The following is an 18,099-nucleotide window of genomic DNA, read 5'->3' as shown; positions in this document are numbered from 1 at the left end:
CCCTGGAAAGCGGCCGTCGGGCCGCCCCCGTGCTTAATCGGCGGCCGTCTTCTGGCCGCTGAAGAGAGTTCCCAACGCCTGACGGAACGTCATCCGGTTGGGATCGGAAGGCTCTACGAGGCCCTGGGTGATGCGGTCGAGCACGATGGCCAGAACCACGATGCCGACGCCGCCGGCGGTCGCGCCGCCAACATCCAGCCGGCCGAGGCCGGTATTGACGACCTGTCCGAGGCCGCCCGCGCCGATCAGCGCTGCGATGACAACCATCGACATGGCGAGCATCAGCGTCTGATTCAACCCCGCCATGATGGTGCGCATGGCCAGCGGCAGCTGAACCTCGATCAGCGTTTGCGAATAGGTCGCGCCGAAAGCCTCGGAGGCCTCGATCAGATCGGTGCGCACATTGCGGATGCCGAGATTGGTCATGCGGATGATCGGCGGCAGCGCGAAAATGATGGTCGCGATGATGCCCGGTGCCATGCCGACACCGAAAAGCATAACGATCGGAACAAGATAGACGAAACTTGGAACAGTCTGCATCACATCGAGGATCGGCCGGACGATGCGCCAGAGCGTATCGCTGCGGGCCACTAGAATGCCCACAGGCACGCCGATGATGGTGCAGAAGAACACCGATGTCAGGATCATGGCCAGCGTTGTCATCGTCTCCGGCCAAAGCCCGATCAGATCAACGAAAAGAAAACCCAGAATGGTAACGATCGCCATGGTCTTGCCGACGATGCGCCATGCAAGAAGCGCGAAAATGACGGCCATTGCCAGCATCGGTATCCATGCCAGGAAGGTGTCGAGTGCCATCAGCACCTGATTGACCGGCACCTGAAGCGCGCGGAAGAACGGCCGGAAATTGGGAACGAGGAAGCCGCGGACGAAGTCGTTGACCCACGTGTCGAACGGGATCGTGAAATACTGCGATGGATCTAGCAAATCTCTGGTCTCCTGTCGGCTTATTCCGAGGCCGGCTGGTCTGCAGCCGGTTTCTGTTTCTGCTCGTCTGTCTCTTCACCCTCGGCGGACGGCTCTTCCGGATCCGCAGCAAGCTGTTCGAAGATATCGTCCTGGGAGACGACGCCGACGAGCTTGCCGTCATCATTGGTCACGGCCATCGGGACACCGCCCTGGGCGGCCGAATAGACCTCGTTGAGATAGGCTTCCTCCGAAACGGTCGGCGGCTCAGCAAACATGGCTTCGCGCACCGGGGTCTCACGTGGACATTCCATGGCGTCGGAGCGCATCAGCAGGCCCACGGGAACGCCGCGCTCGACCACATAGGCGAGGTCGGTCTTGGCCTTGTCCATGACGCGAAGTGCATCGCGCGCCGTGGCGTCGACCTTGACCCAGGCGGCATCGCTGGAAATGTCGGAAACCTTGAACACGCGGCTGCGGTCGATATCGGAAACGAAGGCGCGGACATAGTCGTCGGCCGGTTCGGATACGATTTCCTGTGCAGTGCCCACCTGAACGAAAGCGCCGTCCTTCATGATGGCGATGCGGTCGCCGAGGATCATCGCCTCGTTGAGGTCATGGGTGATGAAGATGATGGTTTTCTTCAGTTCTTTCTGAAGAACGATCAGTTCGTCCTGCATTTCGCGACGGATCAGCGGATCAAGCGCGCCGAAGGGCTCGTCCATCAGCAGGATTTCGGGATCGTTGGCCAGCCCGCGGGCAAGGCCCACACGCTGCTGCATGCCGCCGGAAAGCTGGCTTGGATAGCTGTTGGCATAGGCATCGAGGCCGACCTTGGCAAGCGAGACGAGGGCCTGCTTGTGGCGCTCTTCCTTGTCCATGCCCTTCAGCTTCAGGCCGAAGGCGACATTGTCGATAATCGTTTTGTGAGGAAACAGCGCGAAGTGCTGGAAAACCATGGTGATTTTCTGCCTTCGAACATCCCTCAGCGCTTCCTTGCTGCAGGTCGCAACGTCGACATCGTCGATCATGATCGAGCCGGATGTCGGCGGGATCAGGCCGTTCAGCGTGCGCACGATGGTGGATTTACCGGAGCCGGACAGGCCCATGATGACGAAGATTTCGCCTTCCTGAACGTCGAAACTCACATTGTCGATGCCAACGGTAACACCGGTGGCCTTGAAGATTTCTTCCTTGCTTTCTCCGGCTGCGAGGCGACGTGCCCCTTCGCCGCTGTCGTCATTGAAAAGCTTGGACACATTTTTCGCGGTCAGTTTGACAGTCATACCTCTTCCTTATTCGGCAACAGGGGAACGAGGATCCCTGAGGCGTCCGATCTTCGGTTGTGCCTGCGTGCCACCCGCGCGGGCCACGCATAAGGGGCGCCGGCAGCAACATGCGCTTCCATCGGGACAACTCTCGCATTCGAGCGAAAGCGCGGGGCGACTTGGCCGCCCGGCAAATGGTCTGCGATACCCCAGGACTCCGCAGAGTCCGACAAGGCCGTCTTGTATATCGTCAGTTTAACGATTTGACGGCTTCCGTTGTGTAGAATTATGGCGGTGCAATGTCAAATTCAAGGCACGGAGATGTCGGCGTTCGGCGGTATTATCGAAACCGGGCAATTTCGGTGAATTCCGGCGGCGCGGGGTTATACATAAACGGCTTTCGTCTTGAACCGCGGGCGCGGTAAGAGTAGTTCATGGGGGATTTTATAGACATGGCGAGACGGGTAACATCTTGATCGACCCCTACGAAGTGCTTGGCGTAGACCATGATTGCGACGAGAAGGCCGTCCGGGCGGCCTATCGGCGGCTTGCCAAGGAAGCCCATCCCGACAGCGGCGGCGACGAGGAGCGCTTTGCCCGCCTGCAGGCGTCCTATGACCTTTTGAAGGATCCTGTCCGGCGCAAGGTGTTTGACGATACCGGTTACGATCCCGAGCTTGCAGACGCGAAGGATCTGAAGGGGCTGCTGCTGCTGGAGCCGCTCGTCAACGAGATGATACTGGACGACCGCGAGCCGGGCAGTTTCGACCCCGTGGCGGCGATGCGCCGCAAACTTTCCGACGATATTCTGAAAAGCCGCTTTCACATTCTGGAGCTGGAGCGTCACCGTGCCCGCGTGCGCAAGCACATGGCGCGGCTGGGGCGCCGCAAACGCGACAGTTCGGGCACCGATGTGCTCGGCTCAATGCTGCGTGCGCGAAGTGAATCGATTGCCGAGGCAATCCGCAATGCCGAAGCGCAGATCGAGGCGATCGAGCAGGCCTATACCATGCTCGAAGGGTATGCCTACGAGCTGGAGCGCGACGAGACCGACGCCGACAGCGATGAAGATGCCGCGCGCGCCGACGACAAGGCCGCGGAATAACACCACCGGCTGCGGCCTGATGCAGAAAGAAGGGGATATCTCATGGCCGCGATGGAATGGGAAAAACTGCTGGATCTGGAACGGCTGTTCCAGTCATCGCATCAGCAATCGGCGCGGCGTCCGGCCTATGATCAGGATGCCGACCGGATCAGTTTTTCCGCTCCCTTCCGGCGGCTTGCCAACAAGACGCAGGTTCATCCTCTCTATGATAACGATCATATCCACCATCGCCTGATCCACAGTGTGGAGACGGCAAGCGTCGGCCGTTCGCTCGGGCTGGAAGTCGGTTGGTGGCTGGAAGAGCAGGGCCTGGTGGGAAAGGGCGGTCAGGCCGTCGTTGCCGGTCTCGTTCATGCCGCCTGTCTGGCGCATGATATCGGCAATCCGCCCTTCGGCCATTCCGGTGAAGATGCGATCGGTGCGTGGTTTGCCGAAAAATTCGACCGGGGCGAGGGGCTTTTTGCCGACCGGCTGGCGTGTTTTTCCGAAGAATTCGAGGCCTTTGAGGGCAATGCCCAGGGCTTTCGCATTCTCTCCGGCCTTGAGATGAACCGGCGCGGCGGCATGCGGCTGACCCATGCCACGCTTGCCGCATTCCTCAAATATCCGGTGACGGCGCGGGTGCGCAAAACACTCGCCGGGCGCGACAGCGGACTGAAGAAATTCGGTGTTTTCGAAACCGAGCGGGAGGCGCTTGAAACCGTTGCAGCGAAGACCGGTCTGGTTGCGGGAGATGACACCGCGACATGGTGGCGACGCCATCCGCTGGTCTATCTGGTCGAGGCGGCGGACGACATCTGCTACAATATTCTCGATCTGGAAGATGCCTTTACGTCCGGGGATCTGTCCTACCGGGAAGCGGCCGGGCTTCTTGCAGACGTCTCCGGCGTTGTTCCGCAGGAAGACCGCGGAGACACGCCGGGCGAAAAGATGGCCTTCCTGCGCGCCGTGGCCATCAGCAAGGCGTTCGAGGATTGCAGTGCCGCATTCAGCGCCAACTACGACGCGATCATGACCGGCAGATTTACCGCCGGGCTTGTCGAGGCATCGGCCCAGAGAGAGAATTTCGCTGAAATCGGCAGGCTTGCCAGCGAACGCATCTTCACCTCGCCGCGCAAGACCGAACTGGAGGTGATGGGCCGCAATCTCGTCCACCGCATCCTCGACGGCGTGTTGCCGGTGCTCGAGGCGCTGGCGGCAGTGGATTTCGAGGCGGAACGGATCAGCGGCTATCCGCGCCAGCTGCAACGCGCGCTGGGCATCGATCTGCGTCAGGCGCGCGATCCCTATTCCGCGCTTCATACGCTGGCCGATTATGTTTCGGGCATGACCGACCGCTATGCCGTGAAGATCGACCGGATCATTTCCGGCTGATCATCGATCCTTGGTCTGCGGTCCTATTTCAGGATGTCATGGAAGTGAGAGGCGAAGAAATCGCCGAAGATGAAGGGGACGGATGTCCACACGGCCGTCCACAGAATGGCGCCGGCAATGTTTGCCATCACAAACGGCTTCCAGCGCATGGCCATCATGCCGGCGACGATACCGTTTAACTGTCTGAGGATGACGACGAAACGCGCGCCGACAACGACGGCCGCGCCCCTTCGCGCATAAAGCCCTTCGATCCATTCCCGTCGCTGCTGGTTGAGCCCGATGTAACGGCCGTAGCGCTCGATGATGCCGCGGCCGCCATAACGCCCGATCAGATAGCCGGTATTGTCGCCGAGAATGGCGCCGGCGGCGACGGCGAGGAACACGCCCTCGATCGGTAACTGACCGGCCGAGGCGAGCAATGCAGCGCAGATGACACCGCTTTCGCCCGGCAATGGTGCGCCGAGTGATTCCAGGTAGACGATGACAAAAAGCGCCGGCAGCCCGTAGTGGCGCAGATAGGGTTCAATCATCGCGATCGATTCGTGGATCAGATGCATGCCCGCTCCTCATGCCGACGCGGCCTTTCCCGGCGCCGGTATCATGGCAATCCTTTGAAAAGGCGGTAGCGTATTATGCTTTGCCGATAAAGGGCAGGCCTCCGGAATGCGTGCGAATCGCGCAGGCACGCGGCGGACATGATGTGGAGCTTTTGCGAAATGGCTGCCGGGAGCGGCGCGCCTGTGGATAACTGGTACGCCCTAGGGGAATCGAACCCCTCTTTCCAGAATGAGAATCTGGCGTCCTAACCGATAGACGAAGGGCGCATGCGCCGGTGAGGGCACGATGCCACAGAATTTTGGCGGTCGCCATCTCTGTTTTACAGGGGTGGTTGCCGTCAGGCAGAATTTGAATGGCACGCCCTAGGGGAATCGAACCCCTCTTTCCAGAATGAAAATCTGGCGTCCTAACCGATAGACGAAGGGCGCGCATTTCAAATTCGAAGACATCGCTTTGGGCGAGGTCCTCTACAGCAGAACACAGGTTTCGAAGCCAGGCTTCGACCCCATTTGCAGCAAGGCTTTTACACCTTGTGCGAATGGCACGCCCTAGGGGAATCGAACCCCTCTTTCCAGAATGAAAATCTGGCGTCCTAACCGATAGACGAAGGGCGCATGCGTTCGCTGGGCGCCCTTATAATCAGGCAATAGAATTGCTGCAAGCGTAAAACAGCGATTCCTTCAAAAAAACGACATGTTGAAAATGAAGTCGCAGGATCGCGTGTAACCGACTGATTTTAATGGAAAGAAGCCGCGCCTTTCGGCGCAGCTCCCGTTGCGGCTACCAGCTGCCGGTATTCGGCATCGAGGCCCAGGGCTCTTTCGGCTCCAGCGGATCGCCTTCCTGGAGAATCTCGAACGAGATGCCGTCGGGCGAGCGGACAAAGGCCATATTGCCGTCGCGCGGCGGCCGGTTGATGGTCACGCCGGCATCGGAGAGCTTCTGGCAGAAGTCGTAGACATTTTCCACACGATAGGCCAGGTGGCCGAAATTGCGACCTCCGGAATATTCTTCCGGGTCCCAGTTATAGGTCAGCTCAAGTTTCGGCACATGCTCGCCATCGCCGTCTTTCAGATCGCCGGGGGCGGCGAGAAAGATCAGCGTGAACCGGCCCTTTTCATTTTCAACACGGCGCACCTCTTCAAGGCCCATAAGCGTGCAGTAGAAGTGCAGCGATGCGTCGATGTCGGTAATGCGGACCATGGTGTGCAGGTAATGCATTGTTCTCTTCCCTGTCGGATTTTCAAAAACGGCGTGTGTCGCCGGGATGCGCATCCACTGCTTTTTCGTTTGGACTTGTGGCACCCCGATGAATGAATGTTATTCTAATGACAAGAATCAGTTAATTCGCAGCCGGGTTTTTTCAAGGAGCGGGACGGTATGGCCGAGAGGTCACAGACAGAACGATACTCGGTCGGAGAGGATGCGGGCACGGAAACGGGGGATCTGCTCGAGGTCACCGGTTTCGTGAAATGGTTCGATGTCGGCAAGGGCTTCGGTTTCGTTGTGCCGGACAATGGCATGGAAGACATGCTTTTGCACATCACCTGCCTGAGGCGCGACGGCTACCAGACGATCCTGGAAGGCACGCGCGTGGTTGCGCTGGTTCAAAAGCGCGAGCGCGGCCTGCAGGTGTTTCGTATCCTTTCGATGGATCAGTCGACGGCTGTGCATCCTTCACAATTGCCGCCGGTCAAGACCCATGTTCAGGTCGAACCGTCCAGCGGCCTCGAACGTGTTCTGGTCAAATGGTTCAACCGCGAAAAGGGCTTCGGCTTTCTGACGCGCGGCGAGGGGACCGAGGACATTTTCGTTCACATGGAAACGCTCAGGCGCTATGGCATTACCGAACTGGTGCCGGGACAGAGCGTGCTCGTGCGCTTTGGCGAGGGCCCCAAAGGGCTGATGGCGGCCGAAGTTCACCCCGATATGCCGTCGCCGCACGGCCGCACCCACTGAGGTCTCCGGTTTCGGGTGACGGCACCTCGTTTTTCTGAAAATCCGTTCCTGTTTTCGGCCCGAAGCGCTATCCTTCTCTTAAAACCAGAGGCAGGCATGGTGGCCTTCCGGCTGTTGGTTGAATGGCAATGATAGGCCGGCGCTGTTGCCGGAAATGGAGAGATCATGACGATCCGTATGCACAGGGGCTTGTTTGCCGCCGTTTTTCTGCTCGCCCTGTTCGTGTCAGCGAGCCTGGTCACTGCTCAGGATAACGACATTGTCTTTCCGACATCCGAACTGACGCTGCATACCGAAAGCGGCGATTATCCGCTGGTGGTCGAGGTCGCCACCAGTTCGCCGCAGCGCCAGCGTGGGCTGATGTACCGCACCGCGCTTGAGCGTGGCCACGGCATGATTTTCGATTTCGGGCAGTCGCGGCCCGCTTCCATGTGGATGGCGAACACGCTGATCCCGCTCGACATGGTCTTTATCCGCGCCGATGGAACGGTTTCGGGGTTTCACGAACAGGCCGAGCCCGAATCCAAGGCGATCATCAGTTCATCCGAACCGGTGCGCTATGTGCTGGAAATCGGCGGCGGAGAGGCCGAAGCTTACGGGCTGAAACCCGGCGACACGGTCAGCGGGCCGGCCATAGACAAGTAATCGTCCGTATTTGCAAAAGCCATTTTCCTGTTGCGGCGCGCAGCCCTTCAGTGTATCCGGGCACCCAGTGTCGGAGTGTAGCGCAGCCTGGTAGCGCATCTGGTTTGGGACCAGAGGGTCGGGAGTTCGAATCTCTCCACTCCGACCATTCAGCCAAATGAAATCACCCATTATATTGCTGTCGATGATTCTCCTTGCGCGTGCCGTGGGGCTGATCGGACGTGGTGAAGGGCGTTTTTCGCGGGCTTGAGGGGCGTCCGTTCGGTCTTTTCGGTTTTCCGGTGGAACCGGATTGGGGAAAATGCAGTTATGCTCACTCGTGTCTGAGCAGGTTCGATATCCAACGCATGAAATACATTGTCCTTGCCGTGGCCGCCGTGATGATCGCGGTTGTTATGTTTGCGGCATATCTCGGCATTTCGCCGTCATCCCTGTTGAGCGCAACACAGGCCACGGTTTCCAAAAACGACGGTTTGACGAGCAGGCAATATTTCCTGCGGGGTGTCGAGATTTTGGACGAGGATCATCCCGTACTGGTGTTGCATGAGCCTGCGGCAGGCGGCGAATTGCGGGCTGTCGATGACCCTGACGTGTTGCGGGCGCTGGCAGAGGACAGCTATTTTTCCGTCAATCCTGATCCGGTCCGCGCGCCTTTCGGTTTTTCACATGTGGCCAATGGCTATTTCATTTCCCTGTTCAGGGATGACCGGCCGGTCGAGCGCTGGACCTGCGAAGCCCGATACTGCTCGACATCGGACACGCCGGGCGTTGCCGCGCAACAATCGTCGCTGCAACCGCTTCTGGATGCCTCGCGTCCGGTAACGCGGATTTTCGAGGTTGTTCACAGCCGCGAAGACCAACTGCGCGCGGCCGATGCAGCGCTTGGCGATCCGAATGTGATCGCCACCTCGATCGAGGCTCGCAACCCGTACCTCGGGGCGTCCGATTTCGGTGGATCGTTTCCGTTGCAGCTTCCAACCCTGTTTGTGTCTCGTGACAAGCCTGCGCCGGATCGGTTGCAGATCGCGGAGGCGGATGTGTCCAGAATGGTTCAACAACTGTCTGCGGTTCTTGATGCCACCGGTTTGGTCTGGGAAATCGATGGCGAGCCGGCTTTGAACGCAAGGCAGGGCATGCTTCTGCGGCATCCGGCGGAAAATGATCGGCCCGGCGCTCCGATTATCGGCAGTGACGGCGAGCGGATGGTGATGGAATCCTACGAAATCTTCTCGCCTACAGTGCTGATCGCCGGCCCGGAGGCGATGTACGAGATGCTGGCTGCTGGCCGCGCCGACGACATCCGGACGGCACACGGAATGACGGTGGATGTCCGCAACACTATCGACAATGCGGTGAGGCAGGCCACGGACAAGGACTGCAACGGCTGTTGGGAGATGGCGCTTCAGCATGACATTGTTGAAGTCCCTGCCGTTTCGCACTTTTCAGAACCGTTCTATCCGATCTCTTATCTGCGTATGCAGAAAAAGGATTGATTGATGTTTTCAAGATATTGAAAATATGGAATTTAATTTGTTTTTATGCACCTCCTTTTTCTCGTTTCAAACCGCCATTGTCAGCCCCGTAAACGTCAGATGCGATTGAAAAAAAGCATTTTCGGCGATCAGACAGATCATGAAATCAGGCCTTCCCGATTGCGTATCGCTGTCTGAAAAACTAATCGGGGGGCGCATAAAAATTAGAAAATCAGCACAGGTAAAAGGAAGCGCTTTATGGATGATACGAAAAAGGGTTCGCGCAAATCAGGGCGGGTTCTGCTCTGGTCAGTGGCTGCAATTGCGGTGATCGCTGCGGCAGGCGTTGTCGGCGGCAAGGTCATGCTGGAAAAAACGGTGACGACCAGTCTGGAAAACGGCGGCGCTCAGGCCGATTCGGTCAAGGTCGATTTCATGGGCCGCGTGCATATGCGTGAGGTCTCCGTTCCGCTGGAAAACGGCAGCACCGTCCATATCGCGTCGCTGGAAGCGCGACCGGAATTCCTGTTTCTGTCAGGCATGATTGATGCAAGCGACATCACCTTTGACACGGACCGGACCCATATCAAGGTTCCGAGTTTGCAGGTCGAAAATGCCGGTCTGAACCGTGCTTTTCTGGCCGCAGCCACCGGAGAGAATGATCTGACGCCGGCCGAGCGTCTTCAACACCTGTCAGCCGGGCGCATCGCGGTTTCGAATGTCGAGGCCGTTGAGACCCTTGCGGGTTCTGAGCAGAAAACCACCTACACCGATGTCGTGCTGAACGATGTGGTCGACGGAATTGTGGGGAACTATTCCATAAGCGGCGTGGAAACGCAGATGACGCTGGCCCTGCAGGATGCAGAAGCCGGCCAGGATACCTCTGGCGCTGCAACCGTTTCGCTTGAGAATATCGAAGGGCAGAACATCGATGGGCCTTTCCTCTTGCGGGTTTACACCGAAGCAAAGCCGGAGGGGGACGAAAACACGCCGCATCAGGTCTACGGGCCGATGTCTGCCAAAAATTTCGTCATGGAAACGGACAAGGCCCGCGTCAGCTATGACGTACTGCGCAGTGACGGTTTCTCGATGCGTCTGGCGGACCAGCCTGTCATCGACACGATCACGGCACTGCAGGACGCAACGGCTGAAGATGTTCTGCCGGAGGAGGAAAAGCAACGTCTCGGTCTTCAGGTCCTGTCGCTTGCCGATGTTGTCGCGAAGGGCGATATCCAGATTTCGGGTATCGGTTTGACCACGGACGAAGAGCCGGACATGACGTTTGCGATCGATGGTCTGGCTGTCTCGCTGAACGATATGGTGGTCGACCTCTCGCTTGACGGGCTGGCGGTTCACGCCGGTGAGGATTCGGTCACGCTGAAACAGGCTTCGTGGACGGACCTTTCGCTGAAACCGACCTTTGACGGAATCAGAGAGTTCGTGGAAGCCGGCGATGATGATGCGCTTCCGGAAACAGCATTCCTGCCCGATTTCGGGACTTTCCGGATGACGGATTATGCGATCGACGTTAAGCCGATTGAAGGCGATGAGGTCGGTTTTGATGTTGATGAACCCATCAACATTGCCATGAAGGACTTCACGCTGGCGCTGAAGGCACCGTTCAACAATATTCCCACCGATATTCATATGTCTCTGGAGGATTTGACGTACGGGCTGGCCGACAACGCCGACGATCCGGTCTTCGAGACGATCAGGCAGCTGGGCTATGAAACCGTGACCGTCTCGGAAAATATCCAGATCCACTGGGACAGGGAAAACGAGCAGCTTGTCGTTGAAGATATCACCCTCAGCGGCCAGGACATGGGAAGCGTTTCGCTTTCGGGCCTCATTGGCGGCTTCAACGAGGCGTTCTTCTCCGGCGACATGATGGCCGTTCAGTCTGCCGCTTTGGGCTTGTCCGCCCATGAGGTGGCGCTGAAGGTCAAAAATGATGGTCTCTTTGCCAGGGGCCTGAAGTTTTATGCCGAGCAGAACGATATGAGCGAAGCCCAGGCCAAGCTGGCGATTTCCATGCTGCCGTCGATTGCAACGCAGACCTTTGGTGGCGATGATCCGGCTATCCAGACTGTTGTGGACGCGCTCTCGGCCTTTGTCGCCGATCCGAACACCCTTGAGATTGCCATCACCGCAAAGCCCGAGCAGGGGATCGGCATGCCGGCCTTCATGGAAGCCTCAATGGACCCGACCAGCCTGCTGAAGCAGGTCGATATCACGGCAACGGCCGAATAGGTTCGGCACGGTTGGCCGGTCCGGCCTTCCTCTTTCTCAATTCCGGTGGCGGTGTTTCGGTCGCCACCGGTGCTGTTGCGCCCACGCTTTTCGGCGCGATGGCGGGCGCATTGTTGCACATTCAGCAGCAATCTGCCCTTATGGTAAGGCGCCGGTTTCGAAAAGGCGGTAGCCGATAAATGTCCTGCTTCTGTTTGAAGCCGCCACAGGTCCATGCTAAGGGCGAACGACTGAACGCCGGAGTAGATTCTGATGCAGCCAGAAAGCCGACTAATGTCAGTGATTTATGCGGCTTTCCTGATGGTCGTGTTCAGCGCCGGTCTTGCACGCGCAGAAGAGCCGGGAAAATTGCTCGTTCCGCCGCGTGATCTGTCCGGCGAAACCTATCTCGACGCCGTCGACGGCAGTGGATTGCAAACGGATATCGACTATCGATCCGCCGTTTCCAAGGCCGATGATCCCGAGCCAATCAGCAATTTCGACGGTTTTTTCAATCCGGGCGAAACCACGGGCTGGGTGATTCTGGCGCTGATGGGCATCGCCATTGCCATTATCGTCTACCGGTCACGCTATGCGCTGGCGGAACTGGGCGGGCCGCGGCGCGGAAAGGCCTTTCCGCAGCAATCGGCGCCGGACCGGCCGGAACCGACGGCGATCGATCATAGCCTCGTGGAGCGTTTGCGGGCTGAACCCGACCCGCGCGAGGGGCTGCGCATCGTGCTCCAGCGGTTTCTGGCGCTGGCGGCGCAGGAAAACAGCGTTACGGTCAAGCGCAGTCTGACAACCCGCGAGATCATGCAGCGACTGCCCGGCGGGTTTTCGCACCGGCATGCGCTTGAAACGCTGGCATCCGAGGTGGAACATGTCGTCTTTGGCGGGCAGACGATCGACAACGAGCGTTATCAATATTGCCTGGACCTTGCCGTGCCGTTTCTGCGGAGGACCGAGGCATGAGTGAAAAGACGCCGGTGAAGGCGCAAGAAAGCTCCTCATTCCCGCTCGTCATTCTCGCCGCCGTTGTGGTCGCGGCGATGGTGCTGATATTCTTTTCCGGTTCCAGCCGCATTGATCGCAGCGCCATCGGCACGGACGGACTGGCGCTCTGGCTGAAGCGTGAGGGCATTGCGATAGAGCCGTCCGCGCCGGAAGAAGTGCGCGGCGAAAAAACGCCGATACTCCGGCTTCTGCCCCTCTATGATACCGATCTGACCGTCGGCCGCGGCGAGACCAAGGAACTTGAAGCCGGAAGCCCGGCTGCAACGCTGCGGAACCTGTCTCTGGATACGTTCAGGGCGAAAATCGGAAATGCCGACACGCTGGTGGTGCTGCCAAAATGGCGCAGCGACATGGTGACGAGCGGAACCGCGACCCCCGAGGTCCTGATCCCGACCGGGCAGCTGACAATCTTCGGGCTCTGGCGCGGTCCTTCGGTCCGCTCTGCCGGCGAGGATTTTGTGGTTTCTCCGATCATCGACAGCCGGACGGGCGAAGCGATGGATGGCGAGGCAGCGCTTTATGCGCCGCGGGTCCTCAGCGATGTCGTCGATGAAGCCTGCGCGCCGCTGCTGACACTCGGCGACAAGGGGACGCTGCTGGCGCGATGCGAGGATATCTGGGGTGAGGGCGACAGTTTCTACATGCTGTCCGATCCGGACCTTCTCGACAATCACGGGCTTGCCAATGGTGACAATGCCCGGCTCGCGCCGGCGGTGATCGGCAAGCTTGCCGAAGGCCGTCCGGTCTATATCGACAACACCACCTATGCCAACATCACCGATACAAGTGGTCTCGACCCGCGCGAACGTTCGCTTGCGGATCTGGGGCGGTTTTTCGAATATCCGTTTTCGCTGCTGTGGATCAGTATTGTGGTGACGGCAGGTCTGGCGTTGTGGCGCGGCAGCCGCCGGTTCGGCTCTCCGGTCGGGGAAGCGGACACGGTCGACATGGCCTCGAAGACCCGCACTATTGCCGCCTCCGCCCGCTTGCTGCGGTTTTCGGGAGACCAGGACGACCTTGTCTTTGCCTATGTCGATGCCCGCATGGATACGCTCGATGCAGCGGTGCTCGGGCCATCGCGCCGGCCCATGACGGCGCCCGAAACCATGGCACAGATCATGACCCGCGTTCGGCGTCGTGTGCCGGAAACGGGTGAGCGCCTCGCGCAGACCTATGACGCCGTGGCGAAAACCGGCCTCGATTCGCATCAGCGCCTTGCCGCGCTGATCCCCTTTGAAAAAGCAGTTCAGGAGACCCTCGATGCATTTGGACATGCTTCGCGACCTTCGTGACCGGATAACCGGTGAAATTGAAAAAGCGGTTCAGGGGCAGGGCGAAATTGTCGAACTTCTGCTGATCTCGCTGTTCGCCCGTGGTCATTGCCTGCTGGAGGGACCACCCGGGACGGCAAAGACGCTGCTGGCGCGCAGCCTTTCAGCCGCGCTTTCGCTCGATTTCAAGCGCATTCAGTTCACGCCGGATCTGATGCCGGGGGATGTGACCGGGTCGAATATTTTCGATTTTGACGCCCGCCGGTTCGAGCTGGTCAAGGGGCCGATCTTCACCGACATCCTGCTGACCGACGAGATCAACCGCGCGCCGCCGAAAACCCAGGCCGCGCTGTTGCAGGTCATGAGCGAGCGTCAGGCGACGATTGACGGCGTGGACCATCCTGTCGGCGATATCTTCTTCGTCATCGGAACACAGAACCCGATCGAACAGCAGGGGACCTATCCGCTGCCTGAAGCGCAGCTCGACCGGTTCCTGTTCAAGCTGGTTATTGACCATCCCGATGAGGCGGCCGAATTCGAAATTCTCAAACGTCACGCCAATCAGGGGCTGGACGCCCATGTCCGTCAGGCCGCGATCACGCCGGTCGCCGGTCTCGACGAGATCAGGGCCGGGCAGGCGCTGATCGATGAGATCCGGCTGGATGAAACCATTCTGCGCTATGTGCTGGAACTGGCGCGGGCAACGCGCGAGGATGCCGATATCGCCTATGGCGTTTCAACCCGTGCGGCCGATGCGCTCTGCGGCGCGGTGCGCGCACGCGCAGCCCTTGACGGGCGCGACTATGCCATCCCCGATGACGTCAAGGGACTGTTCATTCCGGTTATGCGTCATCGTATTGTGCTGGGCCCGGCAGCCGAAATCGAGGGCCGCACCCCGCGTGCGGTGCTTGAGGCCATTCTCGACAGAACGGAAGCGCCGCGCTGATGCGTCCGTCGGTTCTGCTTCTGGCCCTGGCATGCAGCGTGGCGGCTCTGTCCATCGCGGTTCTTGCGCTGCCCGCCATACCGGTCGATGTCATCACGGCTGCCTGGCTGGTTCTGGCCGCTGCCGTCATCGTCGATCGCCTGCTGACGCCCGGAAGCTGGAAATACACCATGGAAATCGCCGGCCCGCGTGAAATCTTCATGGGGGAGGAAGGGACCGTCATTCTCCGCCTGAAGGGCCGGGAGGGCGCGCCGGCCCTGCCACAGGTGACCGGACGCCTGCGGTGGCCGGAGGGACTGGCGGGACCCGGCGATTTTGTATTCGAGCCGGAAAGCGGCAACAGCGTCGTTGCAGAACTTCGCGTGCGTGCTGTCCAGCGCGGAAAATGGACGCTGTCGTCCGTCGCGACGCTGAGAAAGAGCCGGTTCGGCCTTGTCGATCTCATCGGCTATCATCCGCTCGATGCGGAAATCGCGACCGTTCCGAATATCCGCTCGATTGCCTCCGGCGAAGTCGACATGCAGCTTGCGGCCAGCGAGTTTGGCGCAAAGGCCGCTAGCGTGCATGGCGAGGGCTCGGAATTTCACCAGTTGCGGGAGTTCGTCGCGGGAATGGACACCCGCACGATCGACTACAAACGCAGTGCGCGCCATGGTGCGCTGGTTGCGCGCCAGATGCAGGCGGAGCGGAACCATTCGATCGTGCTGGCGCTCGACAACGGTCATCTGATGCGCGAACCGATCAACGGTCTGGCCAAGATCGACCATATGATCAATGCCGCGCTGGCGCTGGGCTGGGCGGGAATTCAGGGCGGCGACCGGGTCGGGCTGTTTGCGTTCGACGCCCGTCCGCGCCTGTTCATTCCGCCCATGGATGGCCGCCGGGCTTTCGCACAATTGCGTTCGCATACGGCATCGCTGGAATACCGGCTGGTGGAAACCAACCATACGCTGGCGCTCAGCCATTTGCATCAGCGCCTGTCCCGGCGCAGTCTGGTCGTTGTCTTTTCCGATTTTGTCGACACGACAACGGCGGAGCTTCTGGTGGAAAATGTGCAGGTCCTGAACCGGCATCATGTGGTCGTCTTCGTCACGCTGCGTGATCCGCTTCTGGAAACATATCACCGCAGATCGGCAACCAGCACCGACATGGTTGCCGAAACGGTGGCCGCAAGCGACCTGGAACGGGAGCGCCGCCGCGTGCTGGACCGGCTTTCCCGCCTTGGTGTCTTTGTCATCGAAACCACGCCGGGCGGGCTGCGGTCGGAACTTGTCTCCACCTATCTGTCAATCCGGTCACGGGAACTGATATGAGAACATCCGGCGAAACGATCCGCTCAAGCCGTTTTCGCAGCGAACGCGAAGGCGACTGGCTGCGGCTTCAGGCAATTGTTGAGCAAGCCGAACGCAGGGGATTGAAAAGCCTCGCTTTTAGTGATTCTCGCGATCTCGTGACGCTCTACCGGCAGGCGGTGAACGCACTTTCCGTGGCACGCGAGATTTCGCTTGATTCGGCGATTGTCGCCTATCTGGAAAGCCTGAGCGCACGGGCCTATCTCGTCGTCTACGCGCCGCGCGCCAGCCTCAGCGGCGTTGTTTCGCGTTTCTTTACGACCGGTGCGCCGGGGGCGTTTCGGCGTTCGGGCATCGAATTCATCGCCGCTTATGCCCTGATGGCACTCGGTGCTGTCGCCGCCTTTCTGCTCACGCAGGCGGACCCGACCTGGTTTTATGCCTTTGTGCCGGATGGCCTTGCGGCAGGACGTGGGCCGCAGGCCAGCGCCGATGCGTTGCGGCGGGTGATCTACGACAGCGAGCCCGGTGCGCTCGATCAGCTTGGCGCCTTTGCGACCTATCTGTTTTCGCACAACACCCGTATCGCCATCTTTGCCTTTGTCCTCGGCATCATGGCCTGCGTGCCGAGCGCTGTTCTGATTCTCTACAACGGCACCATGATTGGTGCGTTGGGTTCGATTTATGCGGACAAGGGCCTTGGCTACGATCTGTTCGCATGGCTTTCAATTCACGGCGTCACGGAGCTTTCGGCAATTGTCATCGCCACGGCGGGCGGTTTTCGGCTGGGCCGCGCCTTCCTGTTTCCCGGCGAGAAAACCCGCAAGGCATCCCTTGCTTATGCCGCGCATGATGCGGTCAAACTGGCCGTTCTTGCCGCCATCATGCTTTTGGCTGCCGGCGTTCTGGAAGGTTTTGCGCGCCAGCTGGTGACGGCGCCGGCGTGGCGGATTGCCATTGGCTGGGGGATCGGGGCGCTCTGGTTCGTCTGGCTGATCGGGGCCGGACGGCAGGGCAACAGGTCAACGGAGCTTAACCCGCGCGAAACCGGCGCAGATGTTTCTGCTGGAGAGGGCGCGCCATGACGAGCGGAACCGTTGCGCAACAAGCCAGACCTGCAAGGCAGAAAAAGGCCCGTCAGAAGCGGCGTGACCGTTCGCAGGCCAGAACGCTGACGATCATTCCGCCCGAAGGCGTGCCGTTCGGGCTTAGAATTGCCAGCCTGTATGCGCGGGCCGGGGCGCAGATCATCGATATCATCATTACCATTGTTGCCAGCGTGCTTGTGCTGCTGGCGCTGGGGCTGACCGGCTCGGTCGGTTTTCAGGCCGCGCAGGCCATCGGGTCCCTGATCTTTCTTGTCATCGGTACGCCCTATTACATCATTGCCGAGCTGTTTTCGAACGGGCGCACGCCGGGTAAACGGCTGTTGGGAATCCGTGCCGTTGCCGTGGATGGAACCGGCCTTTCCGTGCACCGGATCGTCGTGCGAAATCTGATGAAGGAAATCGAGATTTTCACGCCGGTTCTGATTCTTCTTTCGGCATCGGCGGGAAACCTGCTTTTTCCGGTCATAGCACTTTTGTGGCTGATCATTGTCATGGCTATTCCCATGGTCACAGCCCAAAGCCAGCGGCTGGGTGATCTGATCGCAGGCACAGCGGTGATCACCAATCCTTCGTCCGCGCTGTTGCCGGATCTGGCCAGTGCGCCGGCTTCCGAAACCGCCGCCGAACGTTTCGTGTTCACACCGGCACAGATGGATCTTTACGGTGCCTATGAGTTGCAGGTGCTGGAACAACTGCTGCGCGGTGCCAGAAGCGAGGTGAACCGGCCCCGGCTTTCCGATGCCGCAAGACGGATTTGCCGCAAGATCGGCTATGAGGAAGCTGTGGCGCCGGATGAGGAAGAGGCATTTCTGCAAGCCTTCTACGTCGCACAGCGCGGCTATCTGGAACAGAAGAGGCTGTTTGGTGATGCGCGCGCGGACAAGCATTACGGCAGTGCCGATTCTCATACAAGCTAGGCGGGCTTTTTCA

At 59.5% G+C, this 18,099-nt stretch carries 16 protein-coding genes and 4 tRNA genes; 13 read left to right on the top strand and 7 right to left on the bottom strand.

The genetic code is table 11. From position 1 onward, the window contains the following. Nucleotides 1-33 precede the first annotated feature (33 nt). Nucleotides 34-945 carry a proline/glycine betaine ABC transporter permease gene (locus ACHZCU_RS20435; protein ID WP_106304546.1) on the bottom strand — a complete coding sequence of 304 codons (912 nt, stop codon included), beginning with the start codon at nt 943-945 and terminating at the stop codon, nt 34-36. 20 nt (nt 946-965) lie between these two features. Next, on the bottom strand, nt 966-2,210 hold the full coding sequence (locus ACHZCU_RS20430; protein ID WP_106304543.1) for a glycine betaine/L-proline ABC transporter ATP-binding protein: 1,245 nt from the start codon (nt 2,208-2,210) through the stop codon (nt 966-968). Nucleotides 2,211-2,664: 454 nt separating this feature from the next. Between ACHZCU_RS20430 and ACHZCU_RS20425 the strand changes: the two genes are divergently transcribed. Next, complete coding sequence (locus ACHZCU_RS20425; protein WP_106304540.1) at nt 2,665-3,297, top strand: J domain-containing protein; 633 nt, start codon at nt 2,665-2,667, stop codon at nt 3,295-3,297. Nucleotides 3,298-3,339: 42 nt separating this feature from the next. Continuing rightward, on the top strand, nt 3,340-4,671 hold the full coding sequence (gene dgt, locus ACHZCU_RS20420; protein ID WP_319520331.1) for a dGTP triphosphohydrolase: 1,332 nt from the start codon (nt 3,340-3,342) through the stop codon (nt 4,669-4,671). A gap of 23 nt (nt 4,672-4,694) precedes the next feature. Here the strand turns inward: dgt and ACHZCU_RS20415 are convergent, their stop codons facing one another. From ACHZCU_RS20415 to ACHZCU_RS20395, 5 genes are all read right to left on the bottom strand, one after another. Further along, nucleotides 4,695-5,228, bottom strand: a complete 534-nt coding sequence (locus ACHZCU_RS20415) for a DedA family protein (RefSeq protein WP_319520330.1) — start codon at nt 5,226-5,228, stop codon at nt 4,695-4,697. Nucleotides 5,229-5,420: 192 nt separating this feature from the next. Then, nucleotides 5,421-5,495 (bottom strand) — tRNA-Glu (locus ACHZCU_RS20410). 87 nt (nt 5,496-5,582) lie between these two features. Continuing rightward, nucleotides 5,583-5,657: transfer RNA gene (locus ACHZCU_RS20405), tRNA-Glu, on the bottom strand. Between the two features lie 111 nt (nt 5,658-5,768). After that, a tRNA-Glu gene (locus ACHZCU_RS20400) sits at nt 5,769-5,843 on the bottom strand. A gap of 166 nt (nt 5,844-6,009) precedes the next feature. After that, complete coding sequence (locus tag ACHZCU_RS20395) at nt 6,010-6,450, bottom strand: VOC family protein (RefSeq protein WP_106304537.1); 441 nt, start codon at nt 6,448-6,450, stop codon at nt 6,010-6,012. A gap of 159 nt (nt 6,451-6,609) precedes the next feature. On the opposite strand from ACHZCU_RS20395, the gene ACHZCU_RS20390 reads away from it, so the two are divergent. From ACHZCU_RS20390 to ACHZCU_RS20340, 11 genes are all read left to right on the top strand, one after another. After that, nucleotides 6,610-7,188 (top strand): cold-shock protein, encoded by a 579-nt coding sequence (locus ACHZCU_RS20390; protein ID WP_106304534.1) that lies wholly within the window; start codon nt 6,610-6,612, stop codon nt 7,186-7,188. A gap of 165 nt (nt 7,189-7,353) precedes the next feature. Then, a complete protein-coding gene (locus ACHZCU_RS20385; RefSeq protein ID WP_319520329.1) occupies nt 7,354-7,833 on the top strand; it encodes a DUF192 domain-containing protein in 480 nt (159 codons plus the stop codon). Between the two features lie 71 nt (nt 7,834-7,904). After that, nucleotides 7,905-7,981 (top strand) — tRNA-Pro (locus ACHZCU_RS20380). Between the two features lie 199 nt (nt 7,982-8,180). After that, the gene (locus tag ACHZCU_RS20375; RefSeq protein WP_319520328.1) at nt 8,181-9,326 is read left to right on the top strand and encodes a hypothetical protein; all 1,146 of its coding nucleotides are present in this window, start codon (nt 8,181-8,183) and stop codon (nt 9,324-9,326) included. 237 nt (nt 9,327-9,563) lie between these two features. After that, the gene (locus ACHZCU_RS20370) at nt 9,564-11,555 is read left to right on the top strand and encodes a hypothetical protein (protein ID WP_319520327.1); all 1,992 of its coding nucleotides are present in this window, start codon (nt 9,564-9,566) and stop codon (nt 11,553-11,555) included. A 273-nt stretch (nt 11,556-11,828) separates the two neighbouring features. Next, nucleotides 11,829-12,509: a DUF4129 domain-containing protein gene (locus ACHZCU_RS20365; RefSeq protein ID WP_319520326.1), complete on the top strand. Its 681-nt coding sequence runs from the start codon at nt 11,829-11,831 to the stop codon at nt 12,507-12,509. Then, a complete protein-coding gene (locus ACHZCU_RS20360) occupies nt 12,506-13,843 on the top strand; it encodes a hypothetical protein (RefSeq protein ID WP_319520325.1) in 1,338 nt (445 codons plus the stop codon). Before ACHZCU_RS20365 ends, ACHZCU_RS20360 begins: the two co-directional genes overlap by 4 nt. Continuing rightward, the gene (locus tag ACHZCU_RS20355; RefSeq protein ID WP_319520324.1) at nt 13,812-14,768 is read left to right on the top strand and encodes a MoxR family ATPase; all 957 of its coding nucleotides are present in this window, start codon (nt 13,812-13,814) and stop codon (nt 14,766-14,768) included. Before ACHZCU_RS20360 ends, ACHZCU_RS20355 begins: the two co-directional genes overlap by 32 nt. Beyond that, a complete protein-coding gene (locus tag ACHZCU_RS20350; RefSeq protein WP_319520323.1) occupies nt 14,768-16,081 on the top strand; it encodes a DUF58 domain-containing protein in 1,314 nt (437 codons plus the stop codon). Before ACHZCU_RS20355 ends, ACHZCU_RS20350 begins: the two co-directional genes overlap by 1 nt. Next, the gene (locus ACHZCU_RS20345) at nt 16,078-17,145 is read left to right on the top strand and encodes a stage II sporulation protein M (RefSeq protein WP_319520322.1); all 1,068 of its coding nucleotides are present in this window, start codon (nt 16,078-16,080) and stop codon (nt 17,143-17,145) included. Before ACHZCU_RS20350 ends, ACHZCU_RS20345 begins: the two co-directional genes overlap by 4 nt. Next, nucleotides 17,142-18,086, top strand: coding sequence for an RDD family protein (locus ACHZCU_RS20340; RefSeq protein WP_319520321.1), 945 nt, complete (start codon nt 17,142-17,144; stop codon nt 18,084-18,086). Before ACHZCU_RS20345 ends, ACHZCU_RS20340 begins: the two co-directional genes overlap by 4 nt. Nucleotides 18,087-18,099 lie beyond the last annotated feature (13 nt).

Source organism: uncultured Martelella sp. (genome assembly GCF_963677965.2).
Taxonomy (GTDB): Bacteria; Pseudomonadota; Alphaproteobacteria; order Rhizobiales; family Rhizobiaceae; genus Martelella; species Martelella mangrovi.
The sequence above is the reverse complement of the archived record's forward strand: the minus strand, read 5'-3'. Positions and strand labels throughout refer to the sequence as shown.

Excerpts from the sequence above, each read along its gene's own strand:
- ACHZCU_RS20360 (WP_319520325.1), top strand. The coding sequence starts at position 12,506 with ATGAGTGAAAAGACGCCGGTGAAGGCGCAAGAAAGCTCCTCATTCCCG.
- ACHZCU_RS20355 (WP_319520324.1), top strand. The coding sequence starts at position 13,812 with ATGCATTTGGACATGCTTCGCGACCTTCGTGACCGGATAACCGGTGAA.
- ACHZCU_RS20345 (WP_319520322.1), top strand. The coding sequence starts at position 16,078 with ATGAGAACATCCGGCGAAACGATCCGCTCAAGCCGTTTTCGCAGCGAA.
- dgt (WP_319520331.1), top strand. The coding sequence starts at position 3,340 with ATGGCCGCGATGGAATGGGAAAAACTGCTGGATCTGGAACGGCTGTTC.
- ACHZCU_RS20370 (WP_319520327.1), top strand. The coding sequence starts at position 9,564 with ATGGATGATACGAAAAAGGGTTCGCGCAAATCAGGGCGGGTTCTGCTC.
- ACHZCU_RS20430 (WP_106304543.1), bottom strand. The coding sequence starts at position 2,210 with ATGACTGTCAAACTGACCGCGAAAAATGTGTCCAAGCTTTTCAATGAC.
- ACHZCU_RS20415 (WP_319520330.1), bottom strand. The coding sequence starts at position 5,228 with ATGCATCTGATCCACGAATCGATCGCGATGATTGAACCCTATCTGCGC.
- ACHZCU_RS20350 (WP_319520323.1), top strand. The coding sequence starts at position 14,768 with ATGCGTCCGTCGGTTCTGCTTCTGGCCCTGGCATGCAGCGTGGCGGCT.
- ACHZCU_RS20365 (WP_319520326.1), top strand. The coding sequence starts at position 11,829 with ATGTCAGTGATTTATGCGGCTTTCCTGATGGTCGTGTTCAGCGCCGGT.
- ACHZCU_RS20340 (WP_319520321.1), top strand. The coding sequence starts at position 17,142 with ATGACGAGCGGAACCGTTGCGCAACAAGCCAGACCTGCAAGGCAGAAA.
- ACHZCU_RS20395 (WP_106304537.1), bottom strand. The coding sequence starts at position 6,450 with ATGCATTACCTGCACACCATGGTCCGCATTACCGACATCGACGCATCG.
- ACHZCU_RS20390 (WP_106304534.1), top strand. The coding sequence starts at position 6,610 with ATGGCCGAGAGGTCACAGACAGAACGATACTCGGTCGGAGAGGATGCG.
- ACHZCU_RS20385 (WP_319520329.1), top strand. The coding sequence starts at position 7,354 with ATGACGATCCGTATGCACAGGGGCTTGTTTGCCGCCGTTTTTCTGCTC.
- ACHZCU_RS20375 (WP_319520328.1), top strand. The coding sequence starts at position 8,181 with ATGAAATACATTGTCCTTGCCGTGGCCGCCGTGATGATCGCGGTTGTT.